Here is a 23,267-nt window from a genome sequence, read left to right on the forward strand (position 1 = left end):
TCGCGGGGGCTCGGGGCGTCGCGAGAGCCCAGGGCGTCGCGGCTCTGGGTGTCGCAGCTCGGGGCGTGCTCACAGGCCGTGTTCGGTGAGCCAGCTCTCGATGGCGCCGGTGGTCAGCGGCAGGTTGTGCTCCATGATCGTGAAGTGGTCGCCCGGGGTGGGCACGGCCGTGTGGGGCAGGGGCCAGATCGCCCGCCAGCCCTCGTCCTCGAAGCCCTCGTCCTGGTGGGGCATGGGGTCGGCGGCGCTGAGGAAGAGCGTCGGGGCCTTGATCGGACGCAGCACGCACTGCTGCATGAAGAGGGCGTTGTAGCGGCCCATGGCGGTCAGCTTCACACCGTTCAGGGCGAAGGGACCGAGGAGTCGTTCACGGGAGTCCAGGCCCTCGTTCATCGCGAGGGTCGTCTTCTCCGCGAACTGGTGGGTCGCCTGGAAGGTGTCCAGGAGGACCACCGCGTCCGGTGTCAGGCCCGCCTCCTCGGCCCGCATGGCGAGGGCGTGGGCGATCAGACCGCCCATGGAGTGCCCGAGCAGGACGAACGGCTCGCTCCCGGCCATCTCGCGCAGCTGCACGAGATGCACCTCGACCAGGGCGTCGAAGGTGTCCGCCACCAACTCGCCCTCGGCGTAGCCGGGGTTGACCAGCGACAGGACGTCCCGCTTGCCCTCGAAGTGCTGCGCCATCATGGCGTACTGGATCGGCCCCGCGGTGGCCGTGATGGCGGGCAGGCACACCAGCTTGGCCCGGCTGCCGTCACCGGTGGCCATCCGGACCGGCGGCAGCACGTGATCGGCGGCGTCGTCGACGGTGAAGGAGGGACGGAGCCAGCCCGCCGCCTGGATGAGATCCATGCCGGTCGAGCCGGTCCTGCCCTGGGCGTAGGCCTGGTGGTAGAGGGCGGTGAGGCTGTCCAGAGGTTCGGCGGGTGCGACGGCGGCGGGTGCGACGGCGGCGGGCGGTCCGGCCTCCGGCCGCGTCTCCGCTTCCGCCGCTGCCGCCCGCTCGGGGTCGGCGTGCGCCCCGGGCTCCGCGTGCGCCGTGGGCCCCGCTTGCGCCGTGGGCTCCGCGTCGCCGGGTTCGAGGGTGGCCCGCTCCTCCAGCAACTCGGCGAGGCGGCCGGCGAGCAGGGACGTGGTCGAGTACTCGAACGTCGTCGTCGCCGGGAGCCGCAGATCCAGCAGGGCTCCGAGCCGGTCCCGCAGGGTGATGCCCCCGATCGAGTCCATCCCGAGGTCCAGGAACGCGACGTCCCCGCCGATGTCCGTGGCGTCGTTGCGCAGTACGGCGGTGAGCTGGTCGCGGATGAGGCGGGCCAGCAGTGCGGGGCGTTCCGCCGGTGCGGCGTCCCTCACCAGACGGGCGGCCGCGCTGTCCACGGGGGCGTGCCGGGGCCGCTCGCGCGGTACGGGCCGGGCCGCGGTGCTCTCCTGGAACCGTGCGCGGTCGACGGCTCGCAGGGTCAACTCCCCGATGGATGCGACGGGTTGACCGATGCTGCCCGCGAGGTGGAGGCCGAGCGTCTCCGGGCCGGAGGCCGAGAGGCGCACGCGGAGCGTGGTGGTGGGCGCCGAGTGCAGCCGGATACCGGTCCAGGAGAACGGGATGCGGACCTGTGCCGCACCGCCTTCTTCCCGGCCGCTCCCGTCGGCGTCGGCACCGGCGTCGGCACCGGTCGCTCCTGCCGCGTGCAGGGCCGCGTCCAGGAGTGCGGGGTGCAGGGCGAAGCCGTCCGCGAGGCTGGTGGCCTCTTCGCCGAGGGCCACCTCGGCGAAGATCTCCGTACCGCGCCGCCAGGCGGCGTGCAGGCCGCGGAAGGCGGGCCCGTACGCGAATCCGCGAGCGGCGAGACCGTCGTAGAAGTCGTCCAGTGCGACGGTCGACGCGTTCGGCGGCGGCCATGTGCCGGAGAGTTCCGCGAAGGCGTCGGCGTCGGCGTCTCCACCCACTGCGCCGGCGTCTCCACCCTGTGCGCCGGTGCCGGTGTCCGTCCCGGGCAGGGCCGGGGCGACGATCGCCCGGGCATGGCGCGTCCATCCGTACGCCGTGTCCGCATCGGTGGACTCCACGCGGGAGTGGACGGTCAGCGAGCGCTGCCCGCTCGCGTCGGGACGTCCCACCTCCACCTGGACGTGCACCGCGGCGGAGGCGTCGAGGAACAGCGGTTCCTCGACGGTGAGTTCGGTGATCCGGGGGCAGCCGGACTCGCCGCCCGCGTACAGCGCCCAGTCGACGAACACGCTGCCGGGCAGGATCACCGTGCCGAGCACGGTGTGGTCGGCGAGCCAGGGGTGGGTCGTCCGGGACAGCCTGCCGGTGTACACGAGGGTGTCGCTGCCGACCGGGCCGACCACGCCCGCGAGCAGCGGATGGTCCGGCACCGCCAGTCCGACGCCGCTCGCGTCGCCCGCGTGCTCCGGGGCGTCCAGCCAGTACCGCTGCCTGCGGAAGGCGTAGGTCGGCAGATCCACGGTACGGCCGCCCGGGAAGGCGTGCGTCCAGTCCACCGGGGCGCCGTGCACGAACACCTCCGCGAGGGCGGCGAGCATCCGCTCCTGGCCGTCCTCACCGCGCCGCAGCGTTCCGGTGACCACCGCCGCCGCGCCCTGGCCCGCGGCTTCTCCGGCCGTGCCGTCCTCAAGCGTGTGCTCGATCGCGTTGATCAGCACCGGGTGCGGGCTGACCTCCACGAACACCCGGTGTCCCGCGGCCGCCAGAGCGCGGGTCGCGGAGTCGAACCGTACGGTCTCCCGCAGGTTGCGGTACCAGTACTCGGCTCCGGCCGCGCCGCCGTCCAGCAGCGCCCCGGTCACGGCGGAGTACATCGGCACGCCGCCGGGGGCGGGCGCGACGGGCGCGGCCAGGTCGAGGAGCGCGGTGCGCAGCCGCTCGACCTGCGGGGTGTGGGAGGCGTAGTCCACCGGGATACGGCGCGCCTGGACGCCCTCGTTCCCGCATGCCTCCATCAGCTCGTCCAGCGCGTCCGCGTCGCCCGCGACCACGGTGGCGCCGGGCCCGTTGACCGTGGCCACGCCGATCCGGCCGGGCCACCTCGCGAGCAGTTCCGTCACCTGGTCGACCGGCCGCGCCAGCGAGACCATGCCGCCCTTGCCGGACAGCTCGGCGCCGATCAGCTTGCTGCGCAGCGCCACGATCCGGGCGGCGTCGTCGACCGACAACACACCCGCCACACACGCCGCGGCCAGCTCACCCTGCGAATGCCCCACGACAGCAGCGGGCTCCACGCCGTACGAGCGCCACAGCTCGCCCAGCGACACCATCACCGCCCACAGCACGGGCTGGACGACATCGACGCGGTCAAGCGACGGGGCACCCGGACGCGAGCGCAGCACATCCAGCAGGGACCAGTCGGTGTGCGGCGCCAACGCCTCACCACACCGCTCGGCCGACTCCGCGAACACCGGCGACGTATCGAGCAGATCCGCGGCCATTCCGGCCCACTGCGACCCCTGCCCCGGGAAGACGAATACGGTCCCGGACCGCCCGGCCGACACTCCGCGCACCACGCCTTCGGCCGGTTCGCCCCGGCCCAACGACGCGAGCTTGTCCAGGAGTTCGTCGCGGGTCCCGCCGATCACCACGGCGCGATGGTCGAACAGCGCACGGGTGGAGAGCAGCGAGCGGGCGATGTCGACGGGTGCCAGGGCGGGGTCGCCGCTCACCCGCTCGTGCAGGCGGCGGGCCTGTTCGCGCAGGCTGTCGGCGTTCTTCGCGGAGATCACCCACGGCACCGGTCCGCCGGTGGGGCCGGCGGTGGGCTCGGCGGTGGGGTCGGCGGTGGGCGCGGCCGTCCCGGCCGGACCCTCCTCGATGATCACGTGCGCGTTGGTACCGCTGATGCCGAACGACGACACGGCGCCGCGCCGCGGCCGGCCGGCCGGTGTCCACGGCTCGTCCTTCTCCACCAGGCGCACCGCGCCGGCCGTCCAGTCGATGTGCTCGGCGGGCCGCTCGACGTGCAGGGTGCGCGGTACGACACCGTGGCGCATCGCCATCACCATCTTGATCACACCGGCCACGCCCGCCGCCGCCTGGGTGTGACCGATATTGGACTTCACCGAGCCGAGCAGCACGGGCCGGTCGGCGGGACGGTCCTTCCCGTACGTCGCCTGAAGGGCCTGCGCCTCGATCGGATCGCCCAGCGGGGTACCCGTACCGTGCGCCTCGACGACGTCCACCTCGGACGCCGCCACACCGGCGTTCGCCAGCGCCTGCGTGATCACCCGCTGCTGTGCCCGGCCGCTGGGCGCGGTGAGGCCGTTGGACGCGCCGTCCTGGTTGAGCGCGGAGCCGCGGAGCACCGCGAGCACCCGGTGCCCGTTGCGCCGGGCGTCGGACAGCCGCTCCACCACCAGCATGCCGACACCCTCGGCGAAGCCCATGCCGTCGGCCTCGGCGGAGAACGCCTTGGACCGGCCGTCGGGCGCGAGCCCCCCGACACGACTGAACTCGACCATCGGCCGCGGCGTCGACATGACGGTCGCGCCACCGGCGACCGCGAGCGTGCAGTCGCCCTGCCGCAGGGCCTGCGCGGCCAGGTGCAGTGCGACGAGCGACGACGAACAGGCGGTGTCCACCGTGATCGCGGGACCTTCGAGACCGAGGGTGTACGCGATGCGGCCGGACGCCACGCTGGGGGCGCTGCCGTTGCCGAGGTACCCCTCGAAGCCGCTGAGCGGCTCGCGGAACCGCGAGGCGTAGTCGCTGTAGATCAGTCCGGCGAAGATGCCGGTCGACGTGGACCGCAGCGTGGTCGGATCGATTCCGGCGCGCTCGAACGCCTCCCACGTCGATTCGAGCAGCAGCCGCTGCTGCGGGTCGGTCGCCAGCGCCTCGCGCGGCGAGATCCCGAAGAACTCGGGGTCGAAGTCGGCCATGTCGTGCAGGAATCCGCCGACCCGGTCGAAGCGGTCGGCCGACGCGGAGTCGCCGAGCTCGACGTGCCACCCCCGGTCGTCGGGGTACGCGCCCATGGCGTCCCGGCCGTCGGTGAGCAGCTGCCACAGGTCCTCGGGCGAGCGCACCCCACCGGGGAACCGGCAGCTCATGCCGACGATGGCGATCGCGTCGTCGTCGCCCGAGGCGTCGACCGAGGCATCGACCGAGGCGTCAGCCGGGACATCGGCCCAGGCGTCGGCCGCGCGGGCGCTCACGACGGCGGCCGAGCCGCTCTCCGCACCCTCCGGTACGAGCCGTACGCGCAGCTCCGCCGCCAGTGCGGCCGGCGTCGGGTGGTCGAACACGACGGTCACCGGGAGCCGCAGCCCGGTCGCGGTGCTGAGGCGGTTGCGCAGTTCGACCGCCGTCAGCGAGTCGAAGCCCAGGTCCTTGAAGGCCCGGTCCTCGGCCACGGTGTCGGCGTGCCCGTGGCCGAGGACCACGGCGGCCTGGGCGCGCACGAGTTCGGTCAGGGTCCGGTCGCGGTCCGCAGGGGAAAGCCCGGCAAGCCGTTCCCGCAGGCCGCCGCCGACGGCCGCGTTCACGGCCGCGCGCCTGGCCGGTGTGCGCACGAGCCCGCGCAGGACCGGGGCCGGGTCCTCCTGCCTGCGCAGGGCCGCCACGTCCAGTGCGGCGGGCACGCTCAGGGCGCGCGGCGACCGTACCGCCGCGTCGAAGAGGGCGAGGCCCTGGTCGACGGAGAGCGGCCGCACTCCGATGCGGCGCATCCGGTCCAGGTCGGCGTGGGTCAAGTCGCCGGTGAGCGCGCTGCGCCGGGACCAGAGGCCCCACGCGAGCGAGTGGGCGGGAAGGCCCTGGGTGCGCCGGTGCCGGGCGAGCGCGTCCAGGAACGCGTTGGCCGCGGCGTAGTTGCCCTGTCCGGCCGACCCGAGCACACCCGCGGCGGAGGAGAACAGGACGAAGAGCGACAGGTCGCGGTCCCGGGTCAGCTCGTGCAGATGCCAGGCGGCGTCCGCCTTGGCCCGCAGTACGGCGTCCAGGCGCTCCGGCGTCAGCGCGGCGACCACGCCGTCGTCCACCGTCCCCGCGGCGTGCACCACACCCCGCAGGCCGGGCAGTCCTTCGAGGAGTGCGGCCAGCGCGTCCCGGTCGGACACGTCGCACTTCATCACCCGCACCGAGGCGCCCGACGCGGTCAGCTCCGCGACGAGTTCCGCGGCTCCGGGGGCCTCGGCGCCGCGCCGGCCGACCAGGACGAGGTCGGTGGCCGCGCCGCCGGTGACCAGGTGGCGGGCGACCGCCGAGCCGATGACCCCCGTACCACCGGTGATCAGCACCGTGCCCCCGACGGCGGCCGCGGGAGTGGTCAGGACCGCCTTGCCGGTGAGCCGTGCCTGGCTCAGCTGCCTAAACGCCTCGGGCGCCTCACGCGTGTCCCACGCGGTGACCGGCAACGGGGACAGCACGCCCCGGTCGAAGAGCTCAGCGAGTTCGGCGAGCATGGCCCCCAGGCGCTCCGCTCCGGCCTCACCCAGGTCGAACGCCCGGTACCGCACTCCCGGCCACTGCGCGGCGACCTCCTCGGCGGCACGGATGTCCGTCTTGCCCATCTCGATGAACCGGCCGCCCCGCGGCAGCAGTCGCAGTGAGGCGTCCACGAACTCGCCTGCCAGGCAGTTCAGTACGACATCGACGCCCCGGCCCCCGCTCTCGTCGAGGAACCGGTCGGCGAACTCCACGGTGCGCGACGACGCGGTGCGGGCGGCCGGGACACCGGTGCCGCGCACGACGGGCCACTTGGGCTCGCTCGCGGTGGCGTACACCTCCGCGCCGAGGTGGCGCGCCAGCTGCACGGCCGCCATGCCCACCCCGCCCGCGGCGGCGTGGACCAGCAGCGATTCCCCGGCGCCGACCTGGGCGAGGTCCGTCAGCGCGTACGAGGCGGTCAGGAAGACCGCGGGCACGGCGGCCGCCTGGGCGAAGGACCAGCCGCGCGGCATCGGTACGACGAGGCGGCTGTCGGCCACCGCCACCGGCCCGCCGTACGCCCCGGACAGCAGCCCCATGACCCGGTCGCCCACCGCGAGGCCGGTGACCTCGGCGCCGACTTCGAGGACCACGCCGGCGCCTTCGCTGCCGAAGAGCCCCTCACGGTCGGGGACGACGCCCAACGACACCAGCACATCCCGGAAGTTGACGCCGGTCGCCCGCACCGCGACCCGCACCTCACCCGGGCCGAGCGGCTCCTCGGCGCGCGGGCGGGGGGTCAGCCGCAGATCGTCCGGGGTGTCACCGGCGCCGAGGTCCAGACCCCAGGCGCCGCTCCCGGCGGGCACCGCAAGCACCTTCGGGTCCGACGGCGAGACCCGGCCGAGGCGCGGCACGGACAGCGCACCGGCACGCACGGCGATCTCGGGTTCCCCGGCGACCAGTGCGGCGGCCGCCACCGCCGCCGGGGAGGAGACGGCGTCCACGTCGAGCTGCCCGAACCGCTCCGGGTGCTCCGAGCACACCGAACGCCACAGTCCGCGCACCCCGGCCACCGCCACGTCGACCGGCTCACCGGGGAGCACGGCAGCGGCGCCCCTGGTCACCAACACGAGCTTGGTGGCCTCCAGTTCGGGGCAGGCCAGCCACTCCTGCGCGGCCCCCAGCGCCGCGGCCAGCCGCTCCCGGGCCGCCGCGGGGACGTCGGACACCTCACGGGCCGGCGGGCACGACAGCAGCACCGCGCGCGGCGCCTCCTCGCCCGCGCGGACGGCGGCGATCAGCGACGCGGCGTCCGCGTACGCGGACGCGTCGAACCCGGGCAGGCCCTCGCCGATCACCACGACCGGTGACACAGCAGCCTCGTCCGAATGGTCTGATGCGCCTGAACTTCCGGACAGGGGCGTCCAGTTCAGCTCGAACATCGAGTCGCGCGGCAGACCGGCCGTCGAGAGGCCGACGGCCGGCGGGCGGACGACGATCTCCTCGATCGTGACGACCGGCAGGCCCGCGAGGTCGCTCATCACCAGCGAGAAGGCGTCCTGGCCGGTCCGCGACACCCGTACCCGTGCGGAGGTCGCACCGGTGGCATGGATGCGTGCGCCGGTGAACGAGAACGGCATCATCCTCTCCGCCGACCCGTCGAGCAGCGCCACGAGGCGGGTCTGCAGGGCCGCGTCCAGCAGCGCCGGGTGTACACCGAACCGGTCGGCGTCGCCGCCGGACTCCGGCAGGGACACCTCCGCGAACATGTCGTCACCGCGCTGCCACACGGCACGTACGCCCTGGAACACCGGCCCGTAGGCGTAGCCGTGACCGGCCAGACGCTCGTAGAACCCGTCGAGATCGACCGGCTCCGCGTCCGCGGGCGGCCACTGGGCCGTGGCCGCGGACCCGCGGTCCGTCGCCTCGTCCGGGCGCGGCAGCGGCGTCGCGGTCAGGGCGCCCGTGGCGTGGCAGTCCCAGGCGGTCACCTCGCCGTCGAGCTCCGGGAGGTGTGGCCGGGAGTGCAGGCGTACGGCTCGCACGCCGTGCTCGTCGGCGGCGTCGACGCCCACCTGGATGTCGACGGCGGTGCCGTCGGCCGGTATGACCAGCGGGGCGTGCAGAACGAGCTCGTCCAGCCCGTCCGCACCCGCGTACTGGCCGCCCCGCAGCATCAGTTCCACCATGGCCGCACCCGGCACCACGATCCGGTCGAGGACGGCGTGATCGGCCAGCCACGGGTGCGAACCCGTGGACAACCGGCCGGTGAACAGGAAACCGCCGCCCTCCGCCACGCTCACACCGGCTGCCAGCAGAGGGTGTCCCGTCCCCGACATGCCCGCGCCCCGCATGTCACCGACACCGCCGGACGTGAGCCAGTAGTGCCGGCGCTGGAAGGCGTAGGTGGGCAGGTGGGCGGTCGGTTCGCCGTCCGGGGCGGGGGCGGGCAGGAGGGCCGTCCAGTCCGGGGTCACGCCGTGGACCCAGAGGGCGGCGAGGGAGGTGAGGAACTGCCGGTCGCCTCCGTGGTCACGGCGCAGGGTGCCGGTGACGGTCAGCGGCTTGTCCGCCGCGTGCCCCGTCTCCTCGATCGCACCGGTCAGGACCGGATGCGCGCTGACCTCCACGAACGTGGTGTAGCCGTCCCTGATCAGAGCCTGGACCGTCTCGTGGAAGCGCACCGGCTCCCGCAGGTTCCGATACCAGTACCCGGCGTCCAGCTCCTCCCCCGCGACCCGCTCACCGGTCACGGACGAGTACATGGGCACCTGGCCCGCGCGAGCGGTGACCGGCGCGGCCACCTCCATCAACCGCTCGCGGACCGCCTCCACGTGCGGGGTGTGGGAGGCGTAGTCCACCGGGATACGGCGCGCCTGCACACCGTTGCTCTCACACGCCTCCATGAGCTCGTCCAGGGCAGCCGCGTCTCCCGCGACCACGGTGGCGTCCGGCCCGTTGACCGTGGCGACAGAGATACGTCCCTGCCAGGGGGCCAGCACTTCCCTCACCTGCTCGACCGGGCGGGCCAGCGAGACCATGCCGCCCTTGCCGGACAGCTCGGCGCCGATCAGCTTGCTGCGCAGCGCCACGATCCGGGCGGCGTCGTCGACCGACAGCACACCCGCCACACACGCCGCGGCCAGCTCACCCTGCGAATGCCCCACGACAGCAGCGGGCTTCACACCACGCGAACGCCACAGCTCGCCCAGCGACACCATCACCGCCCACAGCACGGGCTGGACGACGTCGACGCGGTCAAGGGACGGGGCACCCGGACGCGAGCGCAGCACATCCAGCAGGGACCAGTCGGTGTGCGGCGCCAACGCCTCACCACACCGCTCGATGGAGGCCGCGAACTCCGGTGACGCGTCGAGCAGTTCGACGGCCATACCGGCCCACTGCGACCCCTGACCCGGGAACACGAACACGACATCCGCGTCGGTCCCGCTGGGGGCCGTGCCCGTGACCACGTTGCCGCAGGGCTCGCCCGCAGCGATCGCGTCCAGGCCCGCGAGGAACTCCTCCCGGCCCCCGGCCACCACCACGGCACGCTGCTCAAGCGCCGCACGGCGCGTCGCCAGCGACCAGCCCACATCCGCGACGCGGGCCTCGTCGGCCTCGGCGAACGCACGCAACCGCGCCGCCTGCCCCCGCAGCCCCTCCGCGGACCGGCCCGACACCACCCACGGAACCACCGCAGCGGCACCACCGGCAGCAGCAGCGCCACCGGCACGTACCGCCGGGGCCGGAGCCGCCGGAGCCGCTTCCACAGTCGGCGGGCCCTCGACGATCACGTGCGCGTTCGTGCCGCTCACGCCGAAGGACGACACCGCCGCCCGACGCGCCCGCCCGGAGTCCGGCCAGGACGTGTTGCTCGTCGCCAGCTCCACCGCGCCCGAAGACCAGTCGACATGCGGAGTCGGCTCATCGGCATGCAGCGTCCTGGGGACGACTCCTTCCTGGAGGGCCATCACCATCTTGATCACACCGGCCACGCCCGCCGCCGCCTGCGTATGACCGATGTTCGACTTCACCGAGCCGAGCAGCACGGGCCGGTCGGCGGGACGGTCCTTCCCGTACGTAGCCAGCAAAGCCTGCGCCTCGATCGGGTCACCCAGCGCGGTACCCGTACCGTGCGCCTCGATCACATCCACCCCGGATGCCGCGAGACCCGCGTCCGCCAGCGCCTCCCGGATCACCCGCTCCTGCGCCGGACCGTTCGGAGCCGTCAGCCCGCTCGAAGCGCCGTCCTGGTTCACCGCCGAACCACGGATCACCGCCAGCACCCGGTGTCCGTTGCGCCGGGCGTCGGACAGCCGCTCCACAAGGAGCATCCCCACGCCCTCGGCCGCGCCCATCCCGTCCGCGGCGGCGGAGAACGCCTTGCACCTGCCGTCCCTGGCCAGGCCCCGCTGCTTGCTGAACTCGGTGAAGAGGTCGGGGGTGGACATCACCGCGACACCGCCCGCGAGGGCGAGCGAGGACTCGCCCCGACGCAGCGACTGCACCGCCAGATGCAGCGCCACCAGGGACGACGAGCAGGCCGTGTCCACCGTCAGGGCCGGTCCCGTCAGGCCGAAGGTGTAGGCGATACGACCCGACGCGACGCTTCCGGCGACGCCGGTCATGGCGTGGCCCTCGACCTCCTCCGGGATCGCGGCCAGTCTGCTCCCGTAGTCGCGGAAGCTGGCGCCGACGAAGACACCGGTCCGGCTGCCGCGCAACGACAGCGGGTCGACGCCCGCGTTCTCCAGCGTCTCCCAGGAGGTCTCCAGGAGCAGCCTCTGCTGCGGGTCCATGGCGAGGGCCTCACGCGGCGATATCCCGAAGAAACCGGCGTCGAACTCGCCCGCGTCGTGCAGGAATCCGCCCTCGGCCGTGTACGAGGTGCCCGGCCGGTCGCCGTCGGGATCGACGAGCGAGGCCAGGTCCCAGCTGCGGTCGACGGGGAACCCGGTGATGCCGTCCCCGCCCTGCGACACCAGGTCCCAGAGTGCCTCGGGCGAGGACACGCCGCCGGGGTAACGGCAGCTCATCCCGACGATCGCCACCGGCTCGTCGGTAGCCGATTCCGCCACCCGGAGTCGTGCTCGCGTCTCCTGGAGTTCGGCGGTGACCCGCGTCAGGAAATGGCGGAGCTTCTCGACGTCGTCCATTACTTGCTCCATGCGGTGAGTCAGCAGTAGGTCAGGAGATCCTGAGGACAGGAGATCCGAGGGCAGGAGATCCGGGGGCAGGAAATCCATCCGAGGTCAGGTGACCCGAGGTCAGGAGACCCCGAGGCCAGGGGATCCCGGGTCAGGAGATCCCGAATTCCTTCTCGATGAAGGTGAAGAGCTCGTCGTTGGTGGCGGCCGCGAGTTCCTCCCCGGCGACGGGGCTCTCCGTGGCTCGACCGGCGCGCCCGCCCTCGGCCGACCGGAGGAGGCGGCGCAGCCGGTCGGCGATCGCACTTCTGGCGGGGTCGTCGTCCGCCATCGTCGCCAGCAGACTGTCCAGTCGGTCCAGGTCGGCGACGCCGGCCGTGTCCGCTTCCGCTTCCACTTCCGCTCCCGCCCCCGCTTCCCCCGCAGCCGTCTCGTCGGCGTCGGCGTCGAACAACTCCGTGCCGATGTGGGCGACGAGTGCGTTCACCGTCGGGTGGTCGAAGATCACGGTGACCGGCAGCCGGACCCCGGTGACGCCGTTCAGCCTGTTGCGCAGTTCCACGGCGGTGACGGAGTCGAGGCCCATGTCCAGGAACTGCCGCTCCACACCCACCGCTTCGGCCGAGTCGTGCCCGAGGACGGCGGCCACCTGGGTGCGTACGGCATCGCGCAGGTGCCGCTTGCGCTCCCTCGGGTCGGCGTCGGCCAGTCGGTCGCGCAGGGTGGTGCCGGTCCCCGCGCCGCCTGCGCCGCCCGCTCCCTCACTGGGTGCGGATCCGGGTCCGGGTCCGGATGCGGATGCGGATGCCCCGACCGCCTGCCGGGCCTCGGGAATCCCGTCCAACAGACTGCTCGGCCTGACGGCCGTGTAGGCGTGGGTGAACCGCTCCCAGTCGATGTCGGCCACGACAACGGCCGCCTCGCCGCGTTCCAGGGCCGCTTCCAGTCCCAGTACCGCCGTGTCCGGGGACAACAGGGGCAGGCCGTGCCGGAGTCGCAGCCCGGCCACCGCGTCGGCGTCGGCCATGCCGCCCTCCGCCCAGGGTCCCCAGGCCACGGAGGTCGCCGCAAGCCCCTGCGAGCGGCGGTAGCGGGCCAGCGCGTCCACGTAGGCGTTCGCCGGGGCGTAGTTGGCCTGGCCCGCCATTCCGACGCTGCCCGCCACGGAGGAGAACAGGACGAAGGCGGCCAGGTCCCGGTCGAGGGTGAGCTCGTGCAGCCGCCACGCGGCGCCTGCCTTGACCCGCAGTACGGCGGCCACCTGCTCGGGTGACAGGGCCTCGACGGCCGCGTCGTCCAGCACGGCAGCCGTGTGGAAGACCGAGGTGAGGGGGCAGTCGGCCGGGACCGATGCGAGAAGGTCACGGAGGGCGTCGTCATCCGCGATGTCGCACGCCGCCACCGTCACCCTGACGCCCGTCGCGGCGAGCTCGGCCTCCAGTTCGGCGGCTCCCGGCGCGGCGCTCCCCCGACGGCTGACGAGCAGGAGGTGTTCGGCGCCGCGGGCCGCCAGCCGACGGGCGACCTGGCTCCCGAGCGCTCCGGTGCCCCCGGTGATCAGTACGGTTCCGCTGCCCGGCTTCCAGTCGGTGCCGGAAAGGTCGCCGAGCGGGGCCCGGACGATGCGGCGTCCGAGGATTCCGGCGGGGCGGAGCGCGATCTGGTCCTCGTGACCGTCGGCCGCCAGGACCGCGCACAGCTGGCTCATGGTCCGCTGGGACAGGGTCGGGGACGGGGTGCGGTCGGGGTCCAGGTCCGGGGACGGGTCCAGGTCCGGGGACAGGCCCTGGGCCAGGTCCTGAGCCGCCGGGAGGTCGATCAAACCGCCCCACAGCGAGGGGAGTTCCTGGGCCGCGGCGCGTCCCAGACCCCACACCATCGCCTGGGCCGGGCTGGTCAGCGGATCGTGGCCACCGACGGACACCGCCCCTTGGGTGACACACCAGACGGGAACGGCGAGCTGGGTCGCCGCAAGGCTCTGCATCAGGTCCAGCGTCCGCCGCAATCCACTCGGGAACACCGTCGTGCCCGCGACGGGCCGCTCGTCGAGAGCGAGCAGCGAGACCACGCCGGCCACGGACGACCGCGCCTCGATCATGTCGGCCCATCGCAGTGGGGCGTCGGACGCCACCAGCGTTTCCACCACGGCCCCGTGTGCCCGCAGCCCTTCGACGCTCGCCTCGTGCACCGCGCTCCCGACCTGGTCAGGGTCGACGGCCACCAGCCAGGTGCCGGTCAGCCGGGGAGCCTGACCGCCCTGACCGCCCTGACCGCCCTGACCGGCAGGACCGAACTGACCAGCAGGACCGGCAGGACCGCCCTGACCGAGCACCGGCGTCCAGTCCTCGCGGTAGCGCCAGGAGTCCAGCGCGGAGACGGCACTGTGTCGCCGATGCCATGCCGACAGGGCGGGCAGCACGGCCGTCAGCTCGGTGCGGTCGACGTCCCACTCCAGGGTCCGCCCCAGTTCCTCCAGGTCCTCGCGCTCCACGGCTGCCCAGAAGTCGGCGTGCGTGTCCGGTGCCGTGGTGCCGACGACCGGTTCCTTAGGGGCGAGCCAGTAGTGGTGGTGCTGGAAGGCGTAGGTGGGCAGGTTCACCGGATCGCCGTCGGGGGCGGGCAGGAGACTCGCCCAGTCCGGGGTCACCCCGTGCACCCACAGCGCGGCGAGAGAGGTGAGGAACTGCCGGTCGCCCCCGTGGTCCCGGCGCAACGTCCCGGTGACCGTCAGCGGCTTGTCCACCGCGTGCCCGGTCTCCTCGATCGCACCCGTCAGCACCGGATGCGCACTGACCTCCACGAACGTGGTGTGCCCCTCACCGATCAGGACCTGGACCGTCTCGTGGAAACGCACCCGCTCCCGCAGATTCCGATACCAGTACTCGGCATCCAGCTCCTCACCCGCGACCAGCCCACCCGTCACGGTCGAATACATCGGAACCCGACCCGCACGGGGAGTAATCGGCGCGGCCACCTCCATCAACCGCTCACGCACCGCCTCCACATGAGACGTGTGCGACGCGTAATCCACCGGAATACGGCGTGCCCGAACGCCCCCGCGTTCACACGCCTCCATCAGCTCGTCCAGGGCAGCCGCGTCTCCCGCGACCACCGTGGCACCCGGCCCGTTGACCGTGGCCACAGAGATACGCCCGTCCCACGGACCCAGCAGCTCGGTCACCTGCTCGACGGGCCGGGCCAGCGAAACCATGCCGCCCTGCCCCGACAGCTCACGCCCGATCACCGCGCTGCGCAGGGCGACGATCCGCGCACCGTCCTCCACGGACAGCACACCCGCCACACACGCCGCCGCGATCTCACCCTGCGAATGCCCCACGACAGCAGCGGGCTCCACGCCACGCGAACGCCACAGCTCGCCCAGCGACACCATCACCGCCCACAGCACGGGCTGCACCACGTCCACCCGCTCCAGGGACGGTGCACCCGGACGCGAACGCAGCACATCCAGCAGGGACCACTCGGTGTGCGGCGCCAACGCCTCACCACACCGCTCGACCGACTCCGCGAACACCGGCGACGTATCAAGGAGATCCGCGGCCATACCGGCCCACTGCGACCCCTGACCCGGGAACACGAACACCACACCAGCATCGGAGCCGCTCGGGGCCGCACCGGTGACCACGTTGCCGGAAGGCTCGCCCGAAGCGATCGCCTCCAGGCCCGCCAGGAACTCCTCCCGATCCCCGGCCACCACCACCGCACGCTGCTCCAACGCGGCCCGCCGCACCGCCAGCGACCACCCCACCTCCGCAACCGAGGCAGCCGCACCCTCACCAGCAGCGACAAACTCACGCAACCGCGCCGCCTGCCCCCGCAGCCCCTCCACGGACCGCCCCGACACCACCCACGGCACCACCGCAGCAGCACCACCGGCACCACCAACACGTACAGCCGGGGCACCAGCGGGCGCCGAAGCCGACTCGACAGTCGGCGGACCCTCGACGATCACATGCGCGTTCGTGCCACTCACGCCGAACGACGACACCGCCGCCCGACGCGCCCGCCCGGCCTCCGGCCAGGGCACGGTCCGCGTCACCAAGTCCACCGCGCCGGAAGACCAGTCGACATGCGGAGTCGGCTCATCGACATGCAACGTCCCAGGGACTGTCCCCTCGCGCAGGGCTATCACCATCTTGATCACACCGGCCACACCCGCCGCCGCCTGCGTATGACCGATGTTCGACTTCACCGAGCCGAGCAGCACGGGCCGGTCGGCGGGACGGTCCTTCCCGTACGTAGCCAGCAAAGCCTGCGCCTCGATCGGATCACCCAGCGCGGTACCCGTACCGTGTGCCTCCACCACATCCACACCGGACGCCGCGAGACCCGCGTCCGCCAGCGCCTCGCGGATCACCCGCTCCTGCGCCGGGCCGTTCGGAGCCGTCAGACCGTTCGACGCACCGTCCTGGTTCACCGCCGAACCACGGATCACCGCCAGCACCTGATGCCCGTTCCGCTCGGCGTCCGACAGGCGCTCCACAAGGAGCACACCCACACCCTCCGCCCAGGCGGTGCCGTCCGCCGCCGCCGCGAAGGGCTTGCACCGGCCGTCGGGCGCGAGTCCGCGCTGATGGCTGAACTCCGTGAAGATGCCGGGTGTGGACATGACGCTGACCCCGCCGACGAGGGCCATCCCGCACTCGCCGTTGCGCAGGGCGCGTACGGCGAGGTGCAGTGCCACCAGGGACGACGAGCACGCCGTGTCCACCGTGATGGCCGGACCGGTCAGGCCGAGGGTGTAGGCGATACGGCCGGACGTCACGCTGCCCGCGGAGCCGGTGAAGAGGTAGCCCTCGGAACCCTTGGTGTCGGTCGCCCCACTGCCGTAGCCCTGCGGTACGACGCCGACGAAGACACCGGTCCGGCTGCCGCGCAGCGACAGCGGGTCGATGCCCGCGCGCTCCAGGGACTCCCAGGAGCTCTCCATCAGCAGCCTCTGCTGCGGGTCCATGGCGACGGCCTCACGCGGCGAGATGCCGAAGAAACCGGCGTCGAACCCGCCCGCGTCGTGCAGGAATCCGCCGTGGTGGACGTAGCAGCTACCGGGCCGAGTGGTGTCGGGGTGGTACAGCTCGTCGAGGTTCCAGCCACGGTCGGTCGGGAACTCGGAGATCACGTCGTGATCCGACAACAGCACGTCCCACAGTTCCTCCGGTGAACGTACGCCACCCGGGAAACGGCAACTGGTCGACACGATCGCGATGGGATCGTCGGCAGCGGCGGACGCGGCGGCCCCTGACACGACGGACGCCGACGCCGACGTCGATGCCGATGCCGATGCCGGGGTGTCTACGCCGAGAATCCCCTCCCGTAGCTTCTCGGCGAGCGCCACGGGGGTCGGGTAGTCGAACACCACAGTGGGCGACAGGGCCAGACCCGTCGACGCGACCAGGCGGTTGCGCAGCGCGACCCCCGCCAGCGAGTCGAATCCGAGATCACGGAAGGCCCGGCCCACCTCCACCTCGTCGGCCGAGGACCAGCCCAGCACGGCCGCCGCCTGGCGGCACACTTCCTTCAGCACGATCTGCTTCTGCTGCGCCGCCGTGGCCGCTTCGGCGACCCGCCCTGCGAAGCCTTCGAGCAACTCGGGCGCGGGCCCGGCCGGCAGGTCGACCTGGACCTCGGACGCCGAGCCGGTGGGGGCGAGCCAGTAGCGCCTGCGCTGGAAGGCGTAGGTGGGCAGGTCGACCGCTTCGCCGTCTGGGGCGGGCAGGAGACTCGCCCAGTCCGGGGTCACCCCGTGCACCCACAGCGCGGCGAGAGAGGTGAGGAACTGCCGGTCGCCCCCGTGGTCCCGGCGCAACGTCCCGGTGACCGTCAGCGGCTTGTCCACCGCGTGCCCGGTCTCCTCGATCGCACCCGTCAGCACCGGATGCGCACTGACCTCCACGAACGTGGTGTGCCCCTCACCGATCAGAGCCTGGACCGTCTCGTGGAAACGCACCCGCTCCCGCAGGTTCCGATACCAGTACTCGGCGTCCAGCTCCTCCCCCGCGACCAGCCCACCCGTCACGGTCGAATACATCGGAACCCGACCCGCGCGGGGAGTAATCGGCGCGGCCACCTCCATCAACCGCTCGCGCACCGCCTCCACATGAGACGTGTGCGACGCGTAATCCACCGGAATACGACGCGTCCGGATTCCGGCCGCCTCCGCCTCCGCGGCCACCCGCTCCAGCTCGTCCAGACCACCGGCCACCACCGTGGACGCGGGCCCGTTCACGGTGGCCACCGACACGCCCTCCCGGTCCCGCAGAAGGTCATCCACCCGTGCGGCCGACGCCGCCACCGACAGCATTCCGCCCCGGCCCGCGAGTTCCTCGGCGATCACCGCGCTGCGCAGGGCGACGATCCGCGCCCCGTCCTCCACAGACAGCACACCCGCCACACACGCCGCCGCGATCTCACCCTGCGAATGCCCCACGACAGCAGCGGGCTCCACGCCCCGCGAACGCCACAACTCCCCCAGCGACACCATCACCGCCCACAACACGGGCTGCACCACGTCCACCCGCTCCAGAGACGGCGCACCCGGACGCGAACGCAGCACATCCAGCAGAGACCAGTCGGTGTGCGGCGCCAACGCCTCACCACACCGCTCGACCGACTCCGCGAACACCGGCGACGTATCAAGGAGATCCGCGGCCATACCGGCCCACTGCGACCCCTGACCCGGGAACACGAACACCACACCAGCATCAGCCGTACCGGAATCAGCAGCCGCACCCGTGACCACATGGCCCGCCGGTTCACCCGAAGCGATCGCCTCCAGGCCCGCCAGGAACTCCTCCCGATCCCCGGCCACCACCACCGCACGCTGCTCCAACGCGGCCCGCCGCACCGCCAGCGACCACCCCACCTCCGCAACCGAGGCAGCCGCACCCTCACCAGCAGCGACAAACTCACGCAACCGCGCCGCCTGCCCCCGCAGCCCGTCCTCGGACCGCCCCGACACCACCCACGGCACCACCGCAGCAGCACCACCGGCACGTACAGCAGAGGCAGCCGAGACAGGAACAACCTCCGGTCCGGCCTGTTCCAGCACCACATGCGCGTTCGTGCCGCTGATACCGAACGACGACACAGCCGCCCGACGCACCCGCCCCGACTCCGGCCAGGGCACGGTCCGCGTCACCAACTCCACCGCGCCAGACGCCCAGTCGACCTGCGGAGTCGGCTCATCGACATGCAACGTCCCGGGGACGGCCCCCTCGCGCAGGGCCATCACCATCTTGATCACACCGGCCACACCCGCCGCCGCCTGCGTATGACCAATGTTCGACTTCACTGAGCCGAGCAGCAACGGATGCTCGGCAGACCGGTCCCGCCCGTACGTCGCCAGCAGGGCCTGCGCCTCGATCGGATCACCGAGCGCGGTACCCGTACCGTGCGCCTCCACCACATCCACACCGGACGCCGACACACCGGCGTCCGCCAACGCCTCCCGGATCACCCGCTGTTGCGACAGGCCGTTCGGAGCCGTCAGACCGTTCGACGCACCGTCCTGGTTCACCGCCGAACCACGGATCACCGCCAGCACCCGGTGTCCGTTACGCCGGGCGTCGGACAGCCGCTCCACAAGCAGCATTCCCGCGCCCTCGGCCATCCCCGTACCGTCCGCGGACGCGGCGAACGCCTTGCACCGGCCGTCGCGGGACAGGCCACGCTGCCTGCTGAACTCGGTGAAGATTCCCGGTGTGTTGAGGACCGTCACGCCACCGGCCAGGGCGAGCGAGGACTCTCCCCGGCGCAGCGACTGCACCGCCAGATGCAGCGCCACCAGGGACGACGAACACGCCGTGTCCACCGTGATGGCCGGTCCCGTCAGGCCCAGCAGGTAGGCGATGCGACCGGAGGCGACGCTGGTGGTCTTGCCGGTGAGCAGGTACCCGTCGAGCGATTCGGGCGCCTCGTGCAGCCGGGGCCCGTACTCCTGGTCCATGGTGCCGACGAAGACGCCGGTCCGGCTGTCGCGCAGCGAGGCAGGGTCGATGCCGGCCCGTTCCAGCAGCTCCCAGGAGGTCTCCAGGAGCAGCCTCTGCTGCGGGTCCATGGCGAGGGCCTCGCGCGGCGATATCCCGAAGAACCGGGCGTCGAACTCGCCCGCCCCGTCGAGGAATCCACCGCCTCGGGCGAAGCTGCTGCCGAGCCCTTCCGCGTCCCGCAGCCGCTCCAGGTCCCAGCCGCGGTCCTCGGGGAACGCGGAGATCGCGTCCTGCTCGGTGGCCACCAACTGCCAGAGGTCTTCCGGGGAGTGGGCGCCGCCGGGCAGCCGACAGCTCATCGCGATGATGGCGATGGGGTCGTCGTCGCCGGCCGGTCCCGCGTTCTCGGGGTGCGCGGCGGGGGCAGGTCCCTTCGCCGCGGTGGCGACATGGGCGGCCAGTTTGGCCGGTGTGGGGTGGTCGAAGAGCGTGGCGGTGGTCAGGCCGACGCCGAGCGCGGCACCGAGCCGGTTGCTCAGCTCGCCGAGCATGATCGAGTCGAACCCGAGTTCCTTGAACGTACGCCCCGCGTCGATCGCGTCCGGCGTAGCGTGCCCCAGGACCGCGGCGACATGGGCTCGGACGCGGCGTGCGGCATCGATGTCCGGTGTGGGGGCAGTGGCCGTCTCCCCGCGGGCGGAGGAGGCGGGGGCAGAGGCAGGGCCCGATGCCTGGGCCGACACGGGGGCCGATACGGGGGCCGATACGGGTACGGGAGCGTCGCCCGCGTCGTCGAACCAGTGCCGACTGCGCTGGAACGCGTAGGTGGGCAGGTCGGTCCGCTGGGCGCCCGTGCCGCTGAACACCGCGGCCCAGTCGACGTCCGCGCCGTTGACCCAGAGGTGGGTCAGCGAGGCGAGGATCTGCCGGTGGCCGCCCTTGTCACGGCGCAGTGTTCCCGTGGCGGTGACGGTCGCTCCGGTGGCCCGGCCGGTCTCGTGCACGGCGTTGGTCAGGACCGGGTGCGGGCTGACCTCCAGGAAGAGGGTCCTGCCCTCCTCGACGAGGGTCTGGACGGTGTCCTTGAAACGCACCGTGTGACGGAGGTTGCTGTACCAGTACTCGGCGTCCAGTGATGCGCCCGCGACCGGTCCTGCGGTGACCGTCGAGTACATCGGTACGTCGGCGGGCCGCGGGGCGATCGACGCCAGCCGCCGCAGGAGCTCGTCGCGTACGGGTTCGACCTGCGGGGTGTGCGAGGCGTAGGCGTTCTTGACGAACCGTGTGCGATGGCCCGCGCTCTCCGCCCGGGACACGACCTCGGCCAGCGACTCCGGGCTGCCCGCCACCACCGTGGCGGTGGGGCTGTTGACCGCGGCGATCCAGACGTCGTCCAGGCCCGCGAGGAACTCGGCGGCCCGCTCCGCCGGGGCGTCGAGGGACGCCATGCCGCCCCGGTCGGTCAGCTGCCCGGCGATCCTGCTGCGCAGAGCGATCAGGAGCGCGGCGTCGTCCAGTGACAGCGCGCCCGCGACGCACGCCGCGGCGATCTCGCCCTGTGAATGACCGATGACCGCGGAGGGGACCACGCCGTTCGAGCGCCACACGCGCGCCAGCGAGACCATCACGGCCCACAGGGTGGGCTGCAGTACGTCCACCCTGTTCAGCGCGCTGCCGTCCGTCGTGTCCCCGAGCACCTCGCGCAGATCCCAGTCGACGTGCGGAGCCAGCGCCCGGGCGCACTCCTCCACGGAGTCCGCGAACACCGGCGAGGTGCGCAGGAGTTCGGCGGCCATGCCGACCCACTGCGCCCCTTGGCCGGGGAACACGAACACCACTTCGGTGTCGGCGGCGCCGGGGGCCGTGCCCGTGACCACGTGGCCCGCGGGTTCGCCGGACGCGATGGCGTCGAGGCCTGCCAGGAATTCCGCACGGTCACCGGCCACCACGGCCGCGCGGTGTTCCAGGGCGGTCCGGTGGCGGGCCAGCGACCACCCGATGTCCGTACGGGAGGCGCCGTCGGAGGCATCACCCGAGGTGTCACCGGCGGCCTCACCGGCGGCAGCGAAGTCACGCAGCCGTGCCGCCTGCGCGCGCAGCCCGTCCGCGGTCCGCGCCGACACCACCCACGGCAGCGCGTCAGGGGTACGGGCGGAGGTGGAGGCCGAGGCGGAGGCGGCAGAGGGGGAGGCCGAGGTGGCAGAGGGGGAGGCGGACGCGGCCGCCTCGGCGGACCCCGGAGCCTCGGACACGATCACATGCGCGTTTGTGCCCCCCACGCCGAAGGCCGACACCCCGGCGACCAGCGGCGCGTCGGGGCTGGGCCAGGGCGACAGTTCCGTCTGCACCCGCAGGTTCCACTCGTCCAGGGGGATCGCGGGGTTGGCGTCACGGAAGTTCAGGCTGGGCGGCAACCGGCGGGCCTTGAGGGAGAGCAGCACCTTGATGAGTCCGGTGATGCCCGCCGCGCCCTCGAGGTGGCCGACGTTCGTCTTGGCGGAGCCGACGAGCAGCGGCCGGTCCCCGGGGCGCGCGGAACCGACGGTCTCCGCCAGTGCCGCCGCCTCGACGGGGTCGCCGACCGCGGTGCCCGTACCGTGCAGTTCGACGTACTGGACGGCTGCGGGGTCGATGCCGGCGTCGGCGCAGGCCCGGCGCAGGACGTCCGCCTGGGCGGGGCGGCTCGGCGTGGTGAGGGTGTCCCCGCCGCCGTCGTTGTTGACGGCGCTGCCGCGCAGCACGCCGTGGATCCGGTCCCCGTCGGCGAGCGCCCGCCCGAGCGGTTTGAGCAGGACGAGGCCGCCGCCCTCGCCCCGGACGAACCCGTTGGCGCGGGAGTCGAAGACGAAGCACCGGCCGTCGGGGGAGAGGCCGCCGAATCGCGCCACGCTCAGGGTGCTGTCGAAGGCCAGGTTGAGGTGGAGCCCTCCCGCGAGGGCGGTGTCGCACTCCCCGTCGCGCAGGCTCCGGCAGGCGGCGTGCACCGCGACGAGGGAGGAGGACTGGCCGGTGTCGATGACCATGCTCGGGCCGCGGGCCCCCAGCAGATAGGACAGCCGGTTGGCGATCATGCCCCGGTTCAGGCCGGTCAGCGTGTGGTGGGTCACCGATGCCGGACCGCGCTGCCGCACCAGGGTGGCGTAGTCGTCGCTGATGGCGCCGACGAACACTCCCGTACGGCCGTCGGCGAGGCGCGAAGCGCTCAGGCCCGCGTCCTCGATCGCCTCCCAGCCGATCTCCAGCATGAGCCGCTGCTGGGGGTCCATGGCCGCCGCTTCCCGCGGCGAGATCCCGAAGAATCCCGCATCGAACAGGTCGGGCCGGTCGAGGAAGGCTCCGTGTTCCAGGGCGGCGCCCTTATCGGCGTCCGTTCCGGCGTCCGTGCCCCGCGTCCATCGGTCGGACGGCACCGAAGTGACCGCGTGCGCACCGGAGCTGAGCAGCCGCCAGAACTCCCCCGGGCTGTTCGCCCCGGGCAGTCGGCAGGCGATGCCGACGACCGCGATCGCGCTTTCGGTCTCGTCGTCCGACAACAGAGCAGAGACTACGGACATTTAGGCACCTTCCCCCGACGCCTGGAAAACACTTACCCGCCCCGAACTGCCAGGAGAGGCCGTAAGCGCACTCAAATAAAGCCGGCCGCACTCGGCGCCGACTCATTAGGTATACGCAGATGTATCGATGGACGATACGCAATCAAAAACCAGGCCAGTTAACGGAATATTACCTAGGTACCTTGATCAACTACGGTGTCCCGAACGTACCTCAGCCAGCAGCGGCACG

General features: G+C 72.7%; 1 protein-coding gene and 1 pseudogene. Both read right to left on the reverse strand.

The window, feature by feature from the left end; translation table 11 throughout:
• Positions 1 to 69 precede the first annotated feature (69 nt).
• Positions 70 to 11,457 (reverse strand): annotated as a pseudogene (locus ACFVYL_RS14025) (SDR family NAD(P)-dependent oxidoreductase); the annotation flags it as partial.
• Between the two features lie 232 nt (positions 11,458 to 11,689).
• Entirely contained in the window at positions 11,690 to 23,038 is an 11,349-nt protein-coding gene (locus ACFVYL_RS14030; protein ID WP_389715345.1) for a type I polyketide synthase, read from the reverse strand.
• Positions 23,039 to 23,267: the final 229 nt, after the last annotated feature.

Source organism: Streptomyces sp. NPDC058308, from assembly GCF_042880275.1.
GTDB lineage: Bacteria > Actinomycetota > Actinomycetes > Streptomycetales > Streptomycetaceae > Streptomyces.